Raw genomic sequence first — 17,546 nt, forward strand, 5'->3', positions numbered from 1 at the left:
CCCGGTCCGTGCGGCCCCCGGTCCGTGCGGCCCCCGGTCCGTGCGGCCCCCGGTCCGTGCGGCCCCCGGTCCGTGCGGCCCCCGGTCCGTGCGGCGCCGTGGCGCCGCGGGGTCTCCCCCACGACGCCGTACGACGCCGTGGCACCCGCCGTCTCCCCTACGACGCCGTGGCGCCCGCCGCCTTCGCGGCCTCGCGCACCGCGCCGGCCACGGCGCCGGCGACCTTGTCGTTGAAGACGCTGGGGATGATGTAGTTCGCGTTCAGCTCGTCCTCGGTCACCACGTCCGCCAGGGCCTTCGCGGCCGCGAGCATCATCTCGGTGTTGACCGTGCGGGACTGCGCGTCCAGCAGGCCGCGGAAGACACCCGGGAAGACCAGCACGTTGTTGATCTGGTTGGGGAAGTCGGAGCGGCCGGTGGCCACAACTGCGGCCGTCTGGCGGGCGATTGCCGGGTCCACCTCGGGGTCCGGGTTCGCGAGCGCGAACACGATCGCGTCCTCGGCCATGGCGGCCACGTCGTTGCCGTCGAGGACGTTCGGGGCGGAGACGCCGATGAAGACGTCGGCGCCGCGCACGGCCTCCTTCAACGTGCCGGTGAGGCCCTCGGGGTTGGTGTTGTCGGCGATCCAGCGCAGGGCGGAGTCCGGGGCGGCGTCGACGAGGTCCTCGCGGCCGGCATGGACGACGCCGTGGATGTCGGCGACGACGGCGTTCTTCACGCCCGCCGCGATCAGCAGCTTGAGGATGGCCGTACCGGCCGCGCCGGCGCCCGACATGACGACGCGGATGCTCTCCATCGTCTTGCCCGCCACGCGCAGGGCGTTGGTGAGCGCGGCGAGGACGACGATCGCGGTGCCGTGCTGGTCGTCGTGGAAGACAGGGATGTCGAGGGCCTCGCGCAGCCGCGCCTCGATCTCGAAGCAGCGGGGCGCGGAGATGTCCTCGAGGTTGATGCCGGCGAACCCGGGGGCGATCGCCTTGACGATCTCGACGATCGCGTCGGTGTCCTGGGTGTCCAGGCAGAGCGGCCAGGCGTCGATGCCGGCGAACCGCTTGAAGAGGGCCGCCTTGCCCTCCATGACCGGCAGCGCGGCCTTGGGGCCGATGTTGCCCAGGCCCAGCACGGCGGAGCCGTCCGTCACGACCGCAACGGAGTTGCGCTTGATGGTGAGGCGGCGCGCGTCCTCGGGGTTCTCCGCGATCGCCATGCAGACGCGGGCCACGCCCGGCGTGTAGACCATGGACAGGTCGTCACGGTTGCGGATGGGGTGCTTCGACGCCATCTCGATCTTGCCGCCGAGGTGCATCAGGAAGGTACGGTCGGAGACCTTCCCGAGGGTGACGCCCTCGATGCCGCGGAGCTGCTCGACGATCTCGTCGGCGTGTGCGGTCGAGGTGGCCGCGATGGTGACGTCTATCCGGAGCTTCTCGTGTCCGGACGCGGTGACGTCGAGGCCGGTCACCGAGCCTCCGGAGGACTCCACGGCGGTGGTGAGCTGCGAGACGGCGGTTCCGCTCGCGGGCACCTCCAGCCGGATCGTCATCGAGTAGGAGACGCTGGGCGCCGTTGCCATGGCCGACTTCCTCTGCTTTCACCTGTGCCGCTGGGTATGCCGTCCGATCGTCGCACCTACCCCGGAGTACGTGGTAGCCGCCCCGAGTTGCGGTGGTTTTGTTCACAGCCAGGCAGTGACGGAGACATGTTTTCGGAAACTTAATTCCACCATACGAGAGAACGCGGAGGCAATGAAAGAGGCCCACATCACAATCGGATGTGGGCCTCTCCCTACGTTGATGACACCGACCCGCCATGCTCGCCTCGCGGCAAGTGGTCGCTCGTAGCGACGAAGGTTGGGCCCGGGGGCTTGGATCGGGCCGGTGCCATCACCCAGGCTAACAAACGGATGCGCCGGGACCATTCCCGTCCGGGGAGTTCACAGGAACGGTTCCGTCCGGTCAGTCCCTCAGGAGGTCCGGCACCCCGTCGGCGTCCGGTTCGTCCCGCTCCCCCGACACGACCGTCAGCTGCTGGGTCGCCCGGGTCAGGGCCACGTACAGCACCCGCAGGCCGGCCGGGGACTCGTCGGCGATCTCGGCCGGCGACACGACGACCGTCGCGTCGTACTCCAGGCCCTTGGCCTCCAGGCTGCCGAGGGCGACGACGCGGTCGCCGAGGCCGGCGAGCCAGCGCCGGGCCTCGGCGCGGCGGTTCATGGCGACGACGACGCCGACGGTGCCGTCGACCCGCTCCAGCAGGTGTTCGGCCTCGGCGCGCACGGTGGCGGCGAGGGAGTCCGTCACGGCGGTGAAGCGGGGCACGATGCCGGTGGAGCGGACCGCGGACGGGGACTCGGCGCCGGGCATGGCCAGGGCCAGGACCTTCGCGGCCAGCTCGGCGATCTCGGCCGGGTTGCGGTAGTTCACGGTGAGCCGGAAGCGGCGGCGCGGCCGGGTGCCGAGCGCCTCGTCGCGGGCCTCGGCGGCCTCGTCGGGGTCGGACCAGGAGGACTGGGCGGGGTCGCCGACGACCGTCCAGGTGGCGTGCCGGCCCCGGCGGCCGACCATGCGCCACTGGAGCGGGGTGAGGTCCTGGGCCTCGTCGACGATGACGTGGGCGTACTCGGTGCGCTCCTGGGCGAGTCGCTCGGCCCGCTCGCGCTGCGACTCCTCGCGGACCGGCATCAGCTCCTCCAGGCCGGTCAGCTGGTCCAGCGGGTCGAACTCGCGTCTCTTCCGCGGGCGGGCCGGGGCACCGAGGATCGCCTGGAGCTCGTCGAGCATCGCGATGTCGTGCACGGTGTGGCCGTCGCGCCGCAGCGAGCGGGCGACCTTGCGGACCTCGCCGGGGTTGAGGATCCGCCGGGCCCAGCGGCCGAGCCGCCGCTCGTCGGCCATGGCCGCGAGGACTGACTGCGGGGTGAGCTCGGGCCACCAGGCGTCGAGGAACGCGATGAAGGAGTCCTCGCCGGTCACGTCCTCGTCGAAGGAGGAGCGCAGTTCGGCGGCGAGCTCGGGGTCGGTGTGCCGGCCGGCCGCGCCCGAGCGCTCCCACAGGGCGTCCAGGAGGAGCCTGCGGGCGCGGGGCCGCAGCAGGTTCACGGGGGCGGTGCCGCCGAGGGCGGTGCGGCGGACGCGGTCGAGGTCCTCGGCCTCCAGCTCCAGCCGGCGGCCGAAGGCGACCACGCGCAGCCGGGCGGGCGGTCCGGAGGGGGCCGGGGCGGTGTCCTCGTCCTCCTCCCCGAGGGCGAGCTGTCCGGGGGCGGGCTGTCCGAGGGCGAGCTGCCCGGGGGCGGGCTGTCCGGCGGCGGGAGCGCCCGGACGGCCCAGTTCCAGAGCGCCCCGCGCCGCCTTCCGCAGCACCTTCAGCATGCGCGACGAGCCCTTCGCGCGGGCCACCGCCGGGGAGTCGTACAGGGTGGCCTCGACGCCGTCGACGAGGGAGCCGATGGCGCGGATGGCGACCTGGCCCTCCTCGCCGAGGGAGGGCAGGACGCCCTCGGTGTACGCGACGAGCAGCGGGGTCGGCGAGACGATCAGGATGCCGCCCGCGTACCGGCGCCGGTCCTGGTAGAGGAGGTAGGCCGCCCGGTGCAGGGCGACGGCCGTCTTCCCCGTCCCGGGGCCGCCCTCGACGTGGGTGACGGAGGCGGCGGGGGCGCGGATGACCAGGTCCTGCTCGGCCTGGATGGAGGCGACGATGTCGCGCATGGTGTGGCTGCGGGCCTGGCCGAGGGCGGCCATGAGGGCGCCGTCGCCGATGGCGGGCAGTTCACGGCCGTCGAGGAAGGCCGTCAGCTCGGGACGCATCAGGTCGTCCTCGACGCCGAGCACCCGGCGGCCCTTGGAGCGGATGACCCGGCGGCGCACGACGCGGCCCGGGTCGACCGGGGTGGAGCGGTAGAACGGGGCCGCGGCGGGTGCCCGCCAGTCGATCACCAGCGGGCTGTAGTCCTCGTCGAGGACGCCGATGCGGCCGATGTGCAGGGTCTCGGCGATGTCGGCGGTGCGGTCGGGACGGATGGCGCCCTCGGCCGGCTCCACGGCGGTGTAGGCGCCGTCGGGGCCCTTCTTGCCGTCCTTGCCGAGCAGCAGGTCGATCCGGCCGAAGAGGAAGTCCTCGAACTCGTTGTTGAGCCGGTTGAGGTGGACGCCCGCGCGGAAGACCTGCGCGTCCCGCTCGGCCAGGGCGCCGGGCGTGCCGACCTGGCCGCGGCGGGCCGCGTCGTGCATGAGGAACTCCGCCTCGTGGATCTTCTCCTCCAGGCGGCGGTACACCCGGTCCAGGTGTTCCTGTTCGATGGTGATCTCCCGGTCGCGAACTGTGTCCGGAACCGGGCCGACCGCGGTTTCCTGCTGTGCCTGAGCGGCCACCGGGCCCCCTTCTGACGTGCTGGGCAGCCGTCAACCGTACGCGAAGGGAGCCCCTGGAGGCGAGGGGCCCGCCCGGCGGATCCGCGGGGGCGGGCTCGCGGGGCGGGCCCGGTCGCCGCCGTGTCGCCGGGCGGGTGGGGTGCTAGGCGTCGACCTCGACGAGCTTCTCGCCGTCGAAGGTCGAGACCTCGTAGTGGTCGATCTCGTCCGGGCTGAGGGCGGCGCCGCCCTGGACGTAGAGCGGGTTCCTGGCCTGTTCGGTCTTGGCGTCGGGGAGGCCGTAGCCCCATTCCGGGACCGACCAGGACGCGATGGTCTCGCGCTCGCCGTTGTGGCCCACCGCGATGAGCGAGCACTTGTTCGGGCCCGCCACGTTCTTCAGCTCCACGACGGCCTCGGTGCCCCAGGCCTTCTCCTGGGTGGCGACGGTCGCCGTGACCTTGGTGCCCGGGTCGGTGGCGGTGACCTTGTCGGTCAGGGTCTCGAAGGCGGTCTTGGCGGAGCCGGCGTCCGCCAGCACCTGCGGGGTCCCGCCTCCCTCGTCGCCGCCGCTCGTCGCCATGGCCACGAACGGGCCGCCGACGATCAGCGCGGCCGCCGCGGCGATCATGTAGAAGCCGCGCCGGCGCTTCTGGGCGCGGCGGTCGGCGATCTCGCCGACGAGCTTCTCCACGAGCCGTGGACCGGGCCGGGCGGACAGGGACTCGCCGATCGCGGGGGTGCCGGCACCCGGCAGGTCCGCGAGGGCGGCCATCATGGGCTCCATCCCGGCGAGTTCGTCGAGCTGCTGCGCGCACCACTCGCATCCGGCGAGGTGGGCCTCGAAGGCGGTCGCCTCGGCGTCGTCGAGGATGCCGAGGGCGTAGGCGCCGACGGTCTCGTGTTCGCTCGGGCCCGGAGATCCCACAGCTCCCTGCATGGGACCAGACATACCCGACCCACCCGCTCCGAACCCCCCGTACATGCTCATCACGCCGTCACCCCCCGCTCCTCCAGAGCCAGCTTCATCGACCGCAGGGCATAGAAAACCCGTGAGCGCACGGTGCCACTGGGTATGCCCAGCGTCTCGGCCGCCTCATTGACGGTACGCCCCTTGAAGTACGTCTCGACGAGCACCTCCCGGTGCGCCGGGGTCAGGTCGTCGAGCGCGTCGGACAGCGTCATCAGCCACAGCGCCTTGTCGATCTCGTCCTCCGCGGGGATGACCTCCAGCGGCGACGGGTCGACCTCCTGCGGCCGGGCCTGCCGGCTGCGGTGGCCGTCGATGACGATGCGGCGTGCGACCGTCACCAGCCAGGGGCGTACCGATCCGGTCGCTCGATTGAGCTGTCCGGCGTTCTTCCAGGCACGGATGAGTGTCTCCTGCACGACGTCCTCGGCGCGCTGCCGGTCTCCGGCGACCAGGCGCAGGACGTAGGCGAGCAACGGCCCGGCGTGCTCCCGGTAGAGAGCGCGCATCAGCTCCTCGTCGGGTTCCGAGGGCTGTGAGGACATGCGATGTCGGGCCCTCGATCCGCGTTCATTGGCCACGGCCGCATCCTTGCGCACGCCCACCTCCGGTGTCCGGGGGTTCCCCCGAGTCGGTCGCTCCCCCACCGGTACGGAAACGGCTCGTCGCGTGTTCAAACCGAACTGACAGATTTCCTCGGGGTGTCGTGACGAGAGGGACATGAGGTCACATTCCCGCCCCTCTTCCTTCACGTTTCCGCCACATGGCAGAGAGGGCGGGCGCCGCCCGGCGGACGGTGACGGCAACCGGCGTGTGGGCTAGGTCACTTGGGCGGCCGCCGCCCCGAGCGCGGCCCGGGCGGACGGGGAGACGGAGGGCGCCGCGCGGCGGGACGGACGGCGGTGGCCCGGACGCGTGTCACGCGCGCGCGAGCGCGGCCCTTCTGCGGTGCCGGGCGACCCGCTCCCGGTTCCCGCAGACCTCGCTGGAGCACCAGCGTCTGCGGCGCCCGCGGGACGTGTCGACGTACACGATCGGGCAGTTGTCGCCCTCGCACTGCCGCAGCCGCGCCCGCGCGGCGGGATCGGTGAGCAGTTCCACCGCGTCCCGGGCGACCACCGCGAGCAGTGCGGCGCACTCCGGTGGCCCGTCCAGCGCCCGTACGAGCGTGCCGTCCCGACCGGGTACGGCGCGGGGTGCCGGGGGCGCGGCGCGGGCCGCGTCGTTGACGCGGGCGAGGGAGAGGGCGAGGGCGTGGGACCGGGAACCGGCGTACGGGCGGAGGTCACCGGCGAGCCCGGCGGTCACCAACCGGCCGATGTCGGCGCGCAGTTCGCGGAAGGCGGCCGGCCAGGCGGGGCCGGCGTGGGCCAGTCGGGTGCCGGGCGGGACGAGTCCCGAGCCGGCGATCCACGCGCACAACGGCCCGACGGCGTCGAGCCGTTCGAGGGGGTGGGTGGTGGCGAGGAGGTCCAGGCAGACCCGTCCGGCGTCGAACCGCAGGTCGTACGGGGACGGAGGCGTACCCAGCGCCATGTGCGGTCACCGCCTAGGGAAGGCTCCTCGGGAAGCGTTCCCTTCACAGTGCCGGGTGCGCCGCATCGCCGGAACCCCCTGTACCGGCGGCGGGCGCGGGACACCCGCCCGGCCGGGGGCTGGGGCGGAGGCCGGCCGGGGGCTGGGGCGGAGGCCGGTCCGGGGCCCAGGCGGGGTTCCGGGGCGGGCCCGTCCGGGGTGGGCCCGTCCGGGGCGGGCCCGTCCGGGGCGGGCCGAGGGCTCGGGACGGCACCCCGCCCGGGCCGGGAGGGGGGCCGGGCCGGTGGGCGGCGGGCGGTGAGGGCGGCGGCGGTCCGGGGCCCTCACCGTCCGCTCACACGTCCGCGTACTTGGCGTCCGTCGCCGGGTCCAGGGCCAGGCGGTATCCCCGCTTCACCACCGTCTGGATCAGCTTCGGCGCCCCCAGAGCCGTACGCAGCCGCGCCATCGCCGTCTCGACGGCGTGCTCGTCGCGCCCGGCCCCCGGCAGCGCCCGCAGCAGGTCGGCCCGCGGCACGACCCAGCCGGGCCGCCGCGAGAGCGCCCGCAGCAGGGACATCCCGGCCGGCGGCACGGGTTTCAGCGCGCCGTCGACCAGGACCGCGTGCCCCCGGATCTCCATCCGGTGCCCGGCGACCGGCAGGGCGCGCGCCCGGCCCGGCAGCTCCTGGCACAGCAGTTGCACGAGCGGCCCGAGCCGGAACCGCTCCGGCTGGACGGTGTCCACGCCGCGCGCCTGGAGCGGCAGCGCGGTGACCGGGCCGACGCAGGCCGGCAGGACGTCGTGGTGGAACGCCGAGAGCAGCTCGGCCAGCAGGCCGCGCTCCTCCGCCCGCGTCAGCAGCGAGGCCGCGGCCGGCGCGCTGGTGAAGGTGATCGCGTCCACTCCGCGGGAGACGGCGGCGTCGAGGAGCCGGTCGAGCGGCGAGAGGTCCTCCGGCGGCATCCACCGGTACACCGGCACGCCCACGACCTCCGCTCCCCCGGCCCGCAGCGCCTCCACGAAGCCGGGCAGCGGCTCGCCGTGCAGCTGGACGGCGACCCGACGGCCGTCGACGCCCTCCTCCAGCAGCCGGTCGAGGACCTCCGCCATCGACTCGCTCGACGGCGACCAGTCCTCGGTGAGGCCCGCGGCGCGGATGGCTCCCTTGACCTTGGGCCCGCGCGCCAGGAGTTCCACGTTCCGCAGCCGGGCCAGGAGCTGCTCGCCGAGCCCCCAGCCGTCGGCGGCCTCGACCCAGCCGCGGAAGCCGATGGCCGTGGTGGCCACGACCACGTCCGGCGCCTGGTCGAGGAGGTCCTTGGTGGCGGCGAGGAGCTCGCCGTCGTCGGCGAGCGGCACGATCCGCAGGGCGGGCGCGTGCAGTACCGCCGCACCGCGCCGCTGGAGCAGCGCTCCGAGCTCGTCGGCCCGGCGCGCCGCGGTGACCCCCACGGTGAAACCGGCGAGGGGTCCGTACTGCTCGCCGTCCCGGCCGCCGGGCCCGTGGTCCGGTTGCTGCTGTTGCTCTTGCATAACTCTCGTCCCGCACTCGAGTCGAAGCACTTACACGAGGTGTGGTGTCACCCGCATGCCGAGCGAGCCTGTCAACGGTGCGTGACAGGCTCGGTTCGGCTTCATGTCGCCAGTGTTACGTCACACCTTGGCGTAGCTGAGCTGCGACTTCGCCTCGGAGGTACCGCCGGACGCGGTGATCCGGCCCGCCGGACGGCGAAGGTATACGGCCCAGGTGACCGCGAAGCAGGCGGCGTAGAAGGCGAGGAAGACGACGAACGCGCCGGTGCCGGAGCCGTAGGAGAGGAACGACTGCCGGAAAGCGAGGTTGATGGCGACGCCGCCGAGGGCGCCGACGGCCCCGATGAGTCCCATGGAGGCGCCGGAGAGACGACGGCCGTAGCTCGCGGCCGCCTCGCCCTCCAGGCCCTGGGCGACGGCCTTCGCCTGGAAGATGCCGGGGATCATCTTGAACGTCGACCCGTTGCCGAGCCCGCTGAGCACGAACAGCACGACGAAGACGGCGACGAAGAGCGCCAGCGACTTCTGCATGCTGGCCCAGACCAGGACGGCGGTGGCGGCGGCCATGCCGACGTAGTTGTAGAGGCTGATGCGGGCGCCGCCGTAGCGGTCGGCGAGCCAGCCGCCGAGGGGGCGGATGAGCGAGCCGAGGAGCGGGCCGATGAAGGTGAGGTAGGCGGCCTGGAGCGGGGTGCGGCCGAACTGGGTGGTCAGCACCTGCCCGAAGGCGAAGCTGTAGCCGATGAACGATCCGAACGTGCCGACGTAGAGGAAGGACATGATCCAGGTGTGGGCGTCCTTCGCGGCGTCCTTGGCGGCGCCGGTGTCGTTCTTCACGGACGCGAGGTTGTCCATGCACAGCGCGGCGAGGGCGGCGGCGACGAAGATGAGCGGGATGTAGATCCCGAGCAGCACGCGCGGCCCGCCGCCGGCCCCGATGATGGCGAGGGTGACCAGCTGGATCACCGGCACGCCGATGTTGCCGCCGCCCGCGTTGAGCCCGAGCGCCCACCCCTTCTTGCGGAGCGGGAAGAAGGCGTTGATGTTGGTCATGGAGGAGGCGAAGTTGCCGCCGCCGATGCCCGCCAGCAGGCCGACGAGGAGGAAGGTGTCGAACGAGGTCCCCGGCTTCATCACGGCGAACGCGGCGATGGTGGGCACCAGCAGCAGGCCGGCCGAGATGATCGTCCAGTTGCGCCCGCCGAAGATCGCGACGGCGAAGGTGTACGGCACCCGGACGACGGCCCCGACCAGCGTCACCACCGACGTCAGCAGGAACTTGTCCGCGGGCGTCAGCCCGTACTCCGGGCCCATGAAGAGCACCAGCACGGACCACATGGTCCAGATCGAGAAGCCGATGTGCTCGGAGACGACGGAGAAGACGAGGTTGCGCCGGGCGATCTTCTCGCCGCCCGCCTGCCAGGCTGCCTCGTCCTCCGGGTCCCACTGCTCGATCCAGCGGCCCCCCCGCCTCGGGGAGGTCGGGGGTGCGGGGGCTGTGCTCGGGGCTGTCATGACGCCTCCACGGTGCTCCGGGGCTCGGGTGGTCCGGGGTGATGAGCGGTGATGCTTCCCGAAGGTAGGGAGCACGCGTTTCCGCACTGTGGCCATGGGTGACCGGAAAGGAACGTTGCTCTCACCTCGGGCGGAGGCGGGGTGAGAGGTCTTGGGGCGCGGTGCGGGGGGCGGGGGGCGGGCCGGGCCCGTGGGAGCGCGCTCACCCCGGCCGCGCGCTCACGCCCGACGGCACGCGCTCACCCCAGTCGGCGCGTGGGGCCGCCGTCCGGCCACAGCCGGGGTCCGCGGCCCGCCGCGAGGTCCTCGGCCCACCCGAAGCAGAGCACGCACCCGGCCGTCAGCAGCCACACCACCGGCAGCTGCGGCCAGGGGCTCTCCAGCAGCCACGGCGTGCCCTCCTCCAGCGCGGTGATGTCCCACAGGTGGTCCCAGAGCGCCTCGGTCAGCACGATGCACACGTTGTGCCACAGGTAGATCGTGACGGCGCGGGAGTTGAGGAGGGCGATCAGGCGGTCCCAGCGGCGCAGCCGGGGCGGCCAGGTGTGCCAGGCCGGGCTGATGTGCAGCAGGAGCAGGACGGCCGCGAAGGACCACAGGGACTGGGCGAACGGCATGTCGTCCAGGTCGTGGCCGGGCCGCGGGTCGTGGGCGAGGGCGTACCAGAGGCCCGCCGCGGCCACGGCCGGGGCGAGGGACGGCACCACGTAGCGGGGCAGGCGGCGCAGGACGCCCTCCCGGTGGGCCATGCCCAGCAGCCAGCAGGCGCCGAACGCCCCGACGTCGCTGAGGACCGCCTCCGCGCGCCAGCCCGGTACGGCCACCAGGCCGGACTCCAGCGCCGCCGACAGCGCGAGGGGCGCCAGGACCGTCGCCCAGGGCAGCCTGCGCAGGGCGCGCAGCAGCAGCGGGGAGAGCAGGACGAACCAGAGGTAGGCACGCAGGTACCACAGGGGCACGCCCAGGGCCACCGCCCAGTCGTCGGCGATCAGGCCGGGGACGCCGGGCAGGCCCTCGCCGTAGGGCGGATCGCTCAACGGGAGGATCCAGAAGGCGAGGTGGAGCCACCACCAGCCGGGGTGCCCCTCCGCGTCGGGGCCCCAGCCGGCGAGGAGCATGCCCGTCACGCCGACCGCGCCCAGCAGCCACAGCGGGGGCAGCAGGCGGCGCAGCCGGCCCCGGACGACGTCCACGGCCGGGCGCCTGTCCAGCGAGCGGGCCGTCAGGCTGCCGGCCAGGGCGAACATCACGCCCATGGACGGGAAGACGACCGGCAGCCACGCCCAGCCCATCAGGTGGTAGAAGACCACGCGGGAGAGGGCGACGGCGCGGAGGAGGTCGAAGTAGCGGTCGCGGGACGGCCGGGCGCCGGCACCGCCCGGGTCGGCCGGCGGGTCGGCCTGCTGGTCGGTCGGCGGGCCGGCCTGCTGGCCGGTCGGCGGGCCGGTCGGCGTGGGCGCCGCGGGTTCCGCCACCGGGGGCTCGGAGGACCGGGTGCTCATCGCGCCGCGCCCCCTTCCACGGCCGCCTCGCCCGGCGGCACCGCCACCTGCCCCTTCCTGCGCAGTTTCTGCCAGCGCAGCCGGCCGCCGGTGAGCGCGGTGATCCACGACTGGAGCAGGACGATGTACATCAGCTGGCGGTAGAGCAGCTGCTGCAACGGCAGGGAGACCAACGGGGTCAGGCGTTCCTTGTCGAGGACGAACGCGTACGCCGCGCAGGCCGCCTGGACCGCGAGGACGCCGAACCAGGCCGCGACCGTCCTGCCCGTCGGGCCGAACAGCAGGCCGTAGACGAGGAAGAGGTCGATGAGGGGGGCCAGCAGCGGGGCCACCACCATGAACAGCGAGACCAGGGGCAGGCCGACGCGGCCGAAGCGGCCCGACGGGCCGCGGTCCACCAGGGCGCGGCGGTGCTTCCAGATCGCCTGCATGGTGCCGTAGCACCAGCGGTAGCGCTGGGACCACAGCTGCTGCACCGACTCGGGGGCCTCGGTCCAGGCGCGGGCCTTCTCGGCGTACACCACCTTCCAGCCGTCGCGGTGCAGGGCCATGGTGATGTCGGTGTCCTCGGCGAGGGTGTCGTCGCTCATGCCGCCGACGCGCTCCAGCGCCGAGCGGCGGAACGCGCCGACCGCGCCGGGGATGGTCGGCATGCAGCGCAGGACGTCGTACATGCGGCGGTCGAGGTTGAAGCCCATCACGTACTCGATGTGCTGCCAGGCGCCGATGAGGGTGTCCTTGTTGCCGACCTTGGCGTTGCCGGCGACCGCGCCGACCTCCGGGTCGGCGAACGGCTGGACCAGTTCGCGGACGGTGGACGGTTCGAAGACGGTGTCGCCGTCCATCATGACGACGATGTCGTGCCGGGCGTTGGCGATGCCCCGGTTGAGCGCGGCGGGTTTGCCCGCGTTGAGCTGGCGGACGACCCGGACGCCGGGCAGGTCCAGTTCCTCGACGATGCGGGCGGTGCCGTCCGACGAGCCGTCGTCGACGACCAGGATCTCGACGGGGTGGTCGCTGCGCACCAGGGAACGCACCGTGTTCTCGATGCACTTGGCCTCGTTGTACGCCGGGACCAGCACCGACACCGGTTCGGTGACCGGGGCGTCGGGGCCCCGGACGAAGTCGCGCCGTCGGGTGCGGCGCGTGTGCAGGCCGGACAGCAGCAGCATCAGGCCGAAGCGGGCGAAGACGAGGAAGCCGATGACGGCCAGGCCCACGACGAGAACGCCGGTCAGGCCGTCGGCGGCCTTGACCAGGGCGGTCCAGGCGCGGCCCTTCCACAGGTCGGGGCCGGTGACCTCGGTGTGCGCGCTGGGGGCGTTCAGGGCCTCGGTGAGGTTCTCGAACGCGTAGCCGCGGCGCTGGAGTTCGGGCAGGTAGGTGTCGAGCGCCCGTACCGTCTGGCCGCGGTCGCCGCCGGAGTCGTGCATGAGGACGATCGCGCCCCTGCCGTGCTCGGGCGTGGAGTTCCGGGCGATCCGCGCGGCGCCCGGCCGGCGCCAGTCCTCGCTGTCGAGGCCGGTGAGGACCGTGAGGTAGCCGCGGCTGCCGACGTACTCGGTGACCGGCCAGGAGGTGTTGTCCAGGGCGGAGGCGCCGGAGGAGTACGGCGGGCGGAAGAGGGAGGTGCGGATGCCGGCGGCGCCCGCCAGGGCGAGCTGGTTCTGGGTCAGCTCCCAGTCGATGCGCTTCTTCGACTGGTAGGAGAGGTCGGGGTGGTTGAAGGTGTGCAGGCCGATCTCGTGGCCCTCGTCCACCATGCGCCGGACGAGGTCGGGGTGGCGGCTGGCCATGGTGCCGGTGATGAAGAAGACGGCGTGCGCGTCGTACTTCTTCAGGACGTCCAGGACCCTCGGGGTCCAGCGCGGGTCGGGGCCGTCGTCGAAGGTGAGGACGATCCGGCCGTCCGGCACGTCCATGCTGGTGGCCCGTCCGCCACGGGTGTCGACGACGGGGCCGCCGTCCAGGATCCGGCGCGGCACCCGGTCGGCGGCGGCGTCGGGGCGGACCCGGTGGTCGGCGAGGACCTCGCTGTGGACGTACCCGCGCAGCATCAGCATCGCCATCATCGCCATGAGCACGAGCAGGGGGAGCAGGTGCCGCAGGCGTAACGGCCGGAGCAGACGCCGGCGGACGGTCCCGCGGGCCTCGCCGGGAGTCCCGCCGGGCGCCCCGCCGGATATCCGGCGCCCTGGCGACCGGCGGCGGCCGGGCGGTCCTCCGGGCCGCCCGGAGGACCGCCCGGAGGACCGCCCTGTGGAACGTCCGGCGGAACGGCGGCTGCGCGGGCGAGGCTCGGCGCACTCGGCCTCGGCCTCGGTGCCGTCGCCGTCGCCGGGTGTGGGATGGACGGACTGACCGGCGGGGCGTCGGGACGCGCGCCGGCTGGTGCGTGGGGACATGAGAAGTCGTTCTTTCGGGGAAATCGGCAGAACCGGGGAAATCGCAGAATCCGGGGATCCGGGGATCCGGGAATCCGGGAATCCGGGAATCCGGGAATCCGGGAATCCGGGATCTCAGGGACGGCGGTCAGGCCGCAGGGCCCTCGGCTCCTCCGGCCGGTGACGGGGAGGAGGCGGGCGAGGGTTCGGCGCTGGCCGAGGGCGACGGGTCCGGCGGCGGGGAGGCGGCCGGGCTGCTCGGCACCGGGGCCGGGCTCTCGCTGCCGGCCACCGGGGTCGGCCGGGCGGGAGCGCTCGGCGCGGGCCGCGGCGGTACGGCGGCCGCCGACGCGCTCGGCGTCACCGCACCGCCCGACGCCCTCGGCGCCGCGCTCGCCGCTCCCGGCGCCACCGCGGCGGGCCCGGAGGCGGTGACGCCCGGGCGGCCGGGCGCGGCGAAGCCCGGCGAGGCCGGGTCCGCCGCCGACGCGCTGGGTGCCGGGGAGGTGTCGACCCGGCCGGCCGGCTCGTCGTCCTTCTGGCCCGGCACCGGCAGCCAGGGCGCGCCGGCGTTGCCCGAGAGGAGCGTGGCGACGATGACGACGGCGTAGGCCGAGCAGGCCAGTGCGACGAGGATGCCGATCCGGCGGAACGTACGGCTGCGGCGGCCGGACTCGTCGACGAACACGGGCACGTCGGACGCCTCCGGGCCGTCGCCGCGCGCGCCCGGGACCCGGTGCGGGGAGTCGAGCTGGACGGTCACCTCGTCGGGATCGTGATCCTGCCCGCCCTCCCCGGTCACCGCGTCGGGCGGCAGCCCGTCCGCGATGCCGACGGAGACCTCCGCCCAGGGATCCCGAAGACCTCCGCTCAACCGTTCGTTTTCGGACAGGGCGTTCGAGGTCGCCGGGCGACCGGTTCGCGGCGATATCTCCGCCGATGCCCCCCGGTCACCGCCGAACGGCCCCGCGGTCGACACCGAGGACCGTGACGCCGACAGTGACGAGGACAGTGACGAGGACAGTGACGACGACAGCGAGGGCGAACCCGGGGCATTCACCCCCGGGACACCCGACGAGGACTGCTTCGCGACCTCGGTGAACGCCTGGGTGTTCCCCTCCACGACCGGTACGTCTCCGGTCGGCGATGCCGCCTCCGGCCACTCCGGTTGGGCATCTTCCCGCCAATTCTTCACGTGCGTGTTTCCCCCCACGGGACACCAGGGGTGAGGAACGGATGCGCCTGCGGCGACGTGGCAGATGTCGGCGGCCCCGGGCCCCCACCCGGTCCGCGCGCCCCCGTTCACCCCTTCTTGCTCAGGCCGCCGAATCTAGCGCAGGCGCTTCACCCGTACGCGCGATGTCTTATTTGTCCGTTGATATCATGTTCATGTCTATGGCTGGAATCCATCCCTTGACAGGTCGCTCCAGCCACGACTCGGCGAACCCGAGTTCGACCGCCGCGCGGCGCAATGCGTCGAGGGCCGGATGGACCAGCCCCTTTCGCCACACCAGCGACACGGGGGAGAGCGGGACCGGGTCGACGAGCGGCCGCAGCACCGTTCCAGGCATGGCCGGAAATCCCACCACCACGAGGATCGGAACGGCATCTTTTGCCATGATTCGCTGGAATTCCTCGACCCCGACGACCAGCGGGGCGGCCGGGGCGATCTCGATGCCGAACCCCTCGAACAGGAGCCGGGCCAGGTCGGTCCACTCCGGCGTCCGCCAGTTGCCGGCGCCCGCGTACACCCGCTCCCCCGCCAGCGCGCCCAACGGCACCTCCGCCGACGCGGCCAGCCGGTGCCCCTCGGGCAGCAGGACCGCCATCGGCTCGTACCGCACGAGCTGGTGCTCCAACTGGGCCCGCAGCGCCGCCTCCAGGCCCGCGAACCGGCCGAACGACGCGTCCAGCCGCCCCGCGACGATCTCGACGGCGGCACCGGTCAGGCCGCTCTCGTAGCGGGCCATCAGCTCCTGCTCGGGGGCGAGTTCACGGGCCCGGTACAGCACCCGGCGCCCGGTCTGCAGTCCCGGGGAGTTCAGGTCGACCAGCAGGGGGCGGGCCTGGCGGAAGGCCGCGAGCAGGTCCTCCTGGGCCTGGAGCACCCGGCGCGCGTGCGGTACGAGCCGTTCGCCGTCCGGGGTGAGCGTCACGTGCCGGGTGGTCCGCACGAACAGTTCGGTGCCCAGCTCGCGCTCCAGCCGCCGTACGTCCCGGCTGAGCGCCTGCTGGGCGACGTACAGCCGGGCCGCGGCACGCGTGAAGTGGAGTTCCTCGGCGACGGCGAGGAAGCCGCGCAGGAGTCGGGGGTCGAGGTGAGCGGGCATCCGGTGAACTTACAACGCCGGTGCGTCAATCGGTACGCAGAAGGTGTTGGACCCCCGGATCGGCGGCGGACGACGGTGGAACCATGCCTCACCTGCCGCAGCCCGGCCCCGACCGGACCCCGACCGGCGCCCCCCACCCGGCCCCCACCGGCGCCCCCGACCGACCCCCCGCACACACCCCAGCCGGCACCTACCGCCACCTCCTCGCCCTCCCCGGCGCCCGCGCCTTCACCGCGGGCAACCTCCTCGCGCGGCTGCCCATGGGCATGTTCAGCGTGAGCGCGGTCGTGATGATCGCCGGCACGCGCGGCTCGTACGCCCTCGCCGGCGCGGTCACCGCGACCGGGCTCGCCGCTACCGCGCTGGTCGGGCCGTGGACCGCCCGGCTCGTCGACCGGTACGGGCAGGCCCGGATCGCCGTGCCCGCCGCGCTGTTCGCGGCGCTGGGCAGCCTCGCGCTGGTGCTGTGCGTCCGCCGCGGCGCGCCGGACTGGACGCTGTTCGCCTCCTACGCGGCCACCGCGACGACGCCCAACACCGGCGGCATGTCCCGCGCCCGCTGGGCCCACCTGCTCAAGGACGTCCCGTCGGGCGGCGCCGCCCTGCACACCGCGAACTCCTTCGAACAGGCCGTCGACGAGCTGTGCTTCATGCTGGGCCCGGTCCTCGCGGCCTTCCTGTGCGGCACGTTCTTCCCCGAGGCCGGCACGCTCGTCGGCGTGGTGCTGCTGGTGACCGGCGTCCTGCTCTTCGCCGCCCAGCGCTCGACCGAACCGCCCCCGCACCCCCGTACGCAGGCCGGATCGCCGCTGCGCAGCCCCGGCATCCCCGCGCTGCTCGTGGTCTGTCTGGCGCTGGGTGCCGTGTTCGGGGCGACGGAGGTCGTCACGATCGCGTTCGCGGACGCGCGCGGGCACGCCACCGCGGCCGGGGCCGTCCTGGCGCTCCAGGCGGCCGGTTCGTGCGCGGCCGGGCTGGTGTACGGGGCCGTGCGGCCGTCCGGGCCGGCCGCACGGCGCCATCCGTGGACCGTGGCCGCGATGACCGCGCTGCTCACCCTCCCGCTGCTCGCGGCGACCGTCGCCGGCTCGCTCCCGCTGCTGGCGGCCGCCCTGCTCGTCGCGGGCATGGCCACCGCGCCCACGATGGTCACCACCATGACCCTCGTCCAGGAGCGCACCCCCGAAGGCCGCCTCAACGAGGGCATCACCCTGGCCGTGACCGGTCTGCTGGGGGGCATCGCCTGCGGCAGCGCGGCCGGCGGGTGGATCGTCGAACACGTCTCCCCGACCGCCGGGTTCGCCGTGCCGGTCACGGCGGCCGCGGCCGCCCTGCTGCTCTCCCTCGCCCCGGTCGCCCCGGTCGCCCCGCGCGCCGGAACCGGCCGTTCCCGTCCATCCCATTGACGCGCACACAACAGCCGCATACCTTCGCCCGTCGA

At 73.7% G+C, this 17,546-nt stretch carries 12 protein-coding genes; 1 reads left to right on the plus strand and 11 read right to left on the minus strand.

What is annotated here, in order from left to right:
• Window positions 1-157: 157 nt before the first annotated feature.
• The 11 genes from ACFV9M_RS05520 to ACFV9M_RS05570 form a co-directional block, all read right to left on the minus strand.
• Window positions 158-1,576: an NAD-dependent malic enzyme gene (locus tag ACFV9M_RS05520; RefSeq protein ID WP_385073627.1), complete on the minus strand. Its 1,419-nt coding sequence runs from the start codon at window positions 1,574-1,576 to the stop codon at window positions 158-160.
• Between the two features lie 382 nt (window positions 1,577-1,958).
• On the minus strand, window positions 1,959-4,373 hold the full coding sequence (locus ACFV9M_RS05525; protein WP_385073624.1) for a HelD family protein: 2,415 nt from the start codon (window positions 4,371-4,373) through the stop codon (window positions 1,959-1,961).
• Between the two features lie 142 nt (window positions 4,374-4,515).
• Window positions 4,516-5,292, minus strand: a complete 777-nt coding sequence (locus tag ACFV9M_RS05530) for an anti-sigma factor family protein (protein ID WP_385073621.1) — start codon at window positions 5,290-5,292, stop codon at window positions 4,516-4,518.
• Between the two features lie 50 nt (window positions 5,293-5,342).
• Window positions 5,343-5,927 (minus strand): sigma-70 family RNA polymerase sigma factor, encoded by a 585-nt coding sequence (locus ACFV9M_RS05535; protein ID WP_030167252.1) that lies wholly within the window; start codon window positions 5,925-5,927, stop codon window positions 5,343-5,345.
• A gap of 313 nt (window positions 5,928-6,240) precedes the next feature.
• Window positions 6,241-6,858, minus strand: coding sequence for a CGNR zinc finger domain-containing protein (locus ACFV9M_RS05540; protein WP_385073618.1), 618 nt, complete (start codon window positions 6,856-6,858; stop codon window positions 6,241-6,243).
• A gap of 334 nt (window positions 6,859-7,192) precedes the next feature.
• Window positions 7,193-8,374, minus strand: a complete 1,182-nt coding sequence (locus ACFV9M_RS05545; protein WP_385073615.1) for a uroporphyrinogen-III synthase — start codon at window positions 8,372-8,374, stop codon at window positions 7,193-7,195.
• A 120-nt stretch (window positions 8,375-8,494) separates the two neighbouring features.
• The gene (locus ACFV9M_RS05550) at window positions 8,495-9,889 is read right to left on the minus strand and encodes a nitrate/nitrite transporter (protein WP_385073612.1); all 1,395 of its coding nucleotides are present in this window, start codon (window positions 9,887-9,889) and stop codon (window positions 8,495-8,497) included.
• 239 nt (window positions 9,890-10,128) lie between these two features.
• Complete coding sequence (locus tag ACFV9M_RS05555) at window positions 10,129-11,391, minus strand: acyltransferase family protein (RefSeq protein WP_385073609.1); 1,263 nt, start codon at window positions 11,389-11,391, stop codon at window positions 10,129-10,131.
• Window positions 11,388-13,469 (minus strand): bifunctional polysaccharide deacetylase/glycosyltransferase family 2 protein, encoded by a 2,082-nt coding sequence (locus tag ACFV9M_RS05560; protein WP_385073606.1) that lies wholly within the window; start codon window positions 13,467-13,469, stop codon window positions 11,388-11,390. Before ACFV9M_RS05560 ends, ACFV9M_RS05555 begins: the two co-directional genes overlap by 4 nt.
• Before the next feature lie 454 nt (window positions 13,470-13,923).
• Entirely contained in the window at window positions 13,924-14,649 is a 726-nt protein-coding gene (locus ACFV9M_RS05565; RefSeq protein WP_385073603.1) for a hypothetical protein, read from the minus strand.
• A gap of 490 nt (window positions 14,650-15,139) precedes the next feature.
• Window positions 15,140-16,105: a LysR family transcriptional regulator gene (locus ACFV9M_RS05570; RefSeq protein WP_385073600.1), complete on the minus strand. Its 966-nt coding sequence runs from the start codon at window positions 16,103-16,105 to the stop codon at window positions 15,140-15,142.
• 83 nt (window positions 16,106-16,188) lie between these two features.
• On the opposite strand from ACFV9M_RS05570, the gene ACFV9M_RS05575 reads away from it, so the two are divergent.
• Window positions 16,189-17,511 carry an MFS transporter gene (locus tag ACFV9M_RS05575; protein WP_385073597.1) on the plus strand — a complete coding sequence of 441 codons (1,323 nt, stop codon included), beginning with the start codon at window positions 16,189-16,191 and terminating at the stop codon, window positions 17,509-17,511.
• Window positions 17,512-17,546 lie beyond the last annotated feature (35 nt).

It is taken from the genome of Streptomyces sp. NPDC059895 (genome assembly GCF_042731035.1).
Classification (GTDB): domain Bacteria; phylum Actinomycetota; class Actinomycetes; order Streptomycetales; family Streptomycetaceae; genus Streptomyces.

What these genes read in the sequence shown, in the direction of transcription:
- ACFV9M_RS05545 (WP_385073615.1), bottom strand. Translation starts at nt 8,374, where the DNA reads ATGCAAGAGCAACAGCAGCAACCGGACCACGGGCCCGGCGGCCGGGAC.
- ACFV9M_RS05520 (WP_385073627.1), bottom strand. Translation starts at nt 1,576, where the DNA reads ATGGCAACGGCGCCCAGCGTCTCCTACTCGATGACGATCCGGCTGGAG.
- ACFV9M_RS05570 (WP_385073600.1), bottom strand. Translation starts at nt 16,105, where the DNA reads ATGCCCGCTCACCTCGACCCCCGACTCCTGCGCGGCTTCCTCGCCGTC.
- ACFV9M_RS05540 (WP_385073618.1), bottom strand. Translation starts at nt 6,858, where the DNA reads ATGGCGCTGGGTACGCCTCCGTCCCCGTACGACCTGCGGTTCGACGCC.
- ACFV9M_RS05555 (WP_385073609.1), bottom strand. Translation starts at nt 11,391, where the DNA reads ATGAGCACCCGGTCCTCCGAGCCCCCGGTGGCGGAACCCGCGGCGCCC.
- ACFV9M_RS05550 (WP_385073612.1), bottom strand. Translation starts at nt 9,889, where the DNA reads ATGACAGCCCCGAGCACAGCCCCCGCACCCCCGACCTCCCCGAGGCGG.
- ACFV9M_RS05530 (WP_385073621.1), bottom strand. Translation starts at nt 5,292, where the DNA reads ATGCAGGGAGCTGTGGGATCTCCGGGCCCGAGCGAACACGAGACCGTC.
- ACFV9M_RS05575 (WP_385073597.1), top strand. Translation starts at nt 16,189, where the DNA reads ATGCCTCACCTGCCGCAGCCCGGCCCCGACCGGACCCCGACCGGCGCC.
- ACFV9M_RS05560 (WP_385073606.1), bottom strand. Translation starts at nt 13,469, where the DNA reads ATGGCGATGATGGCGATGCTGATGCTGCGCGGGTACGTCCACAGCGAG.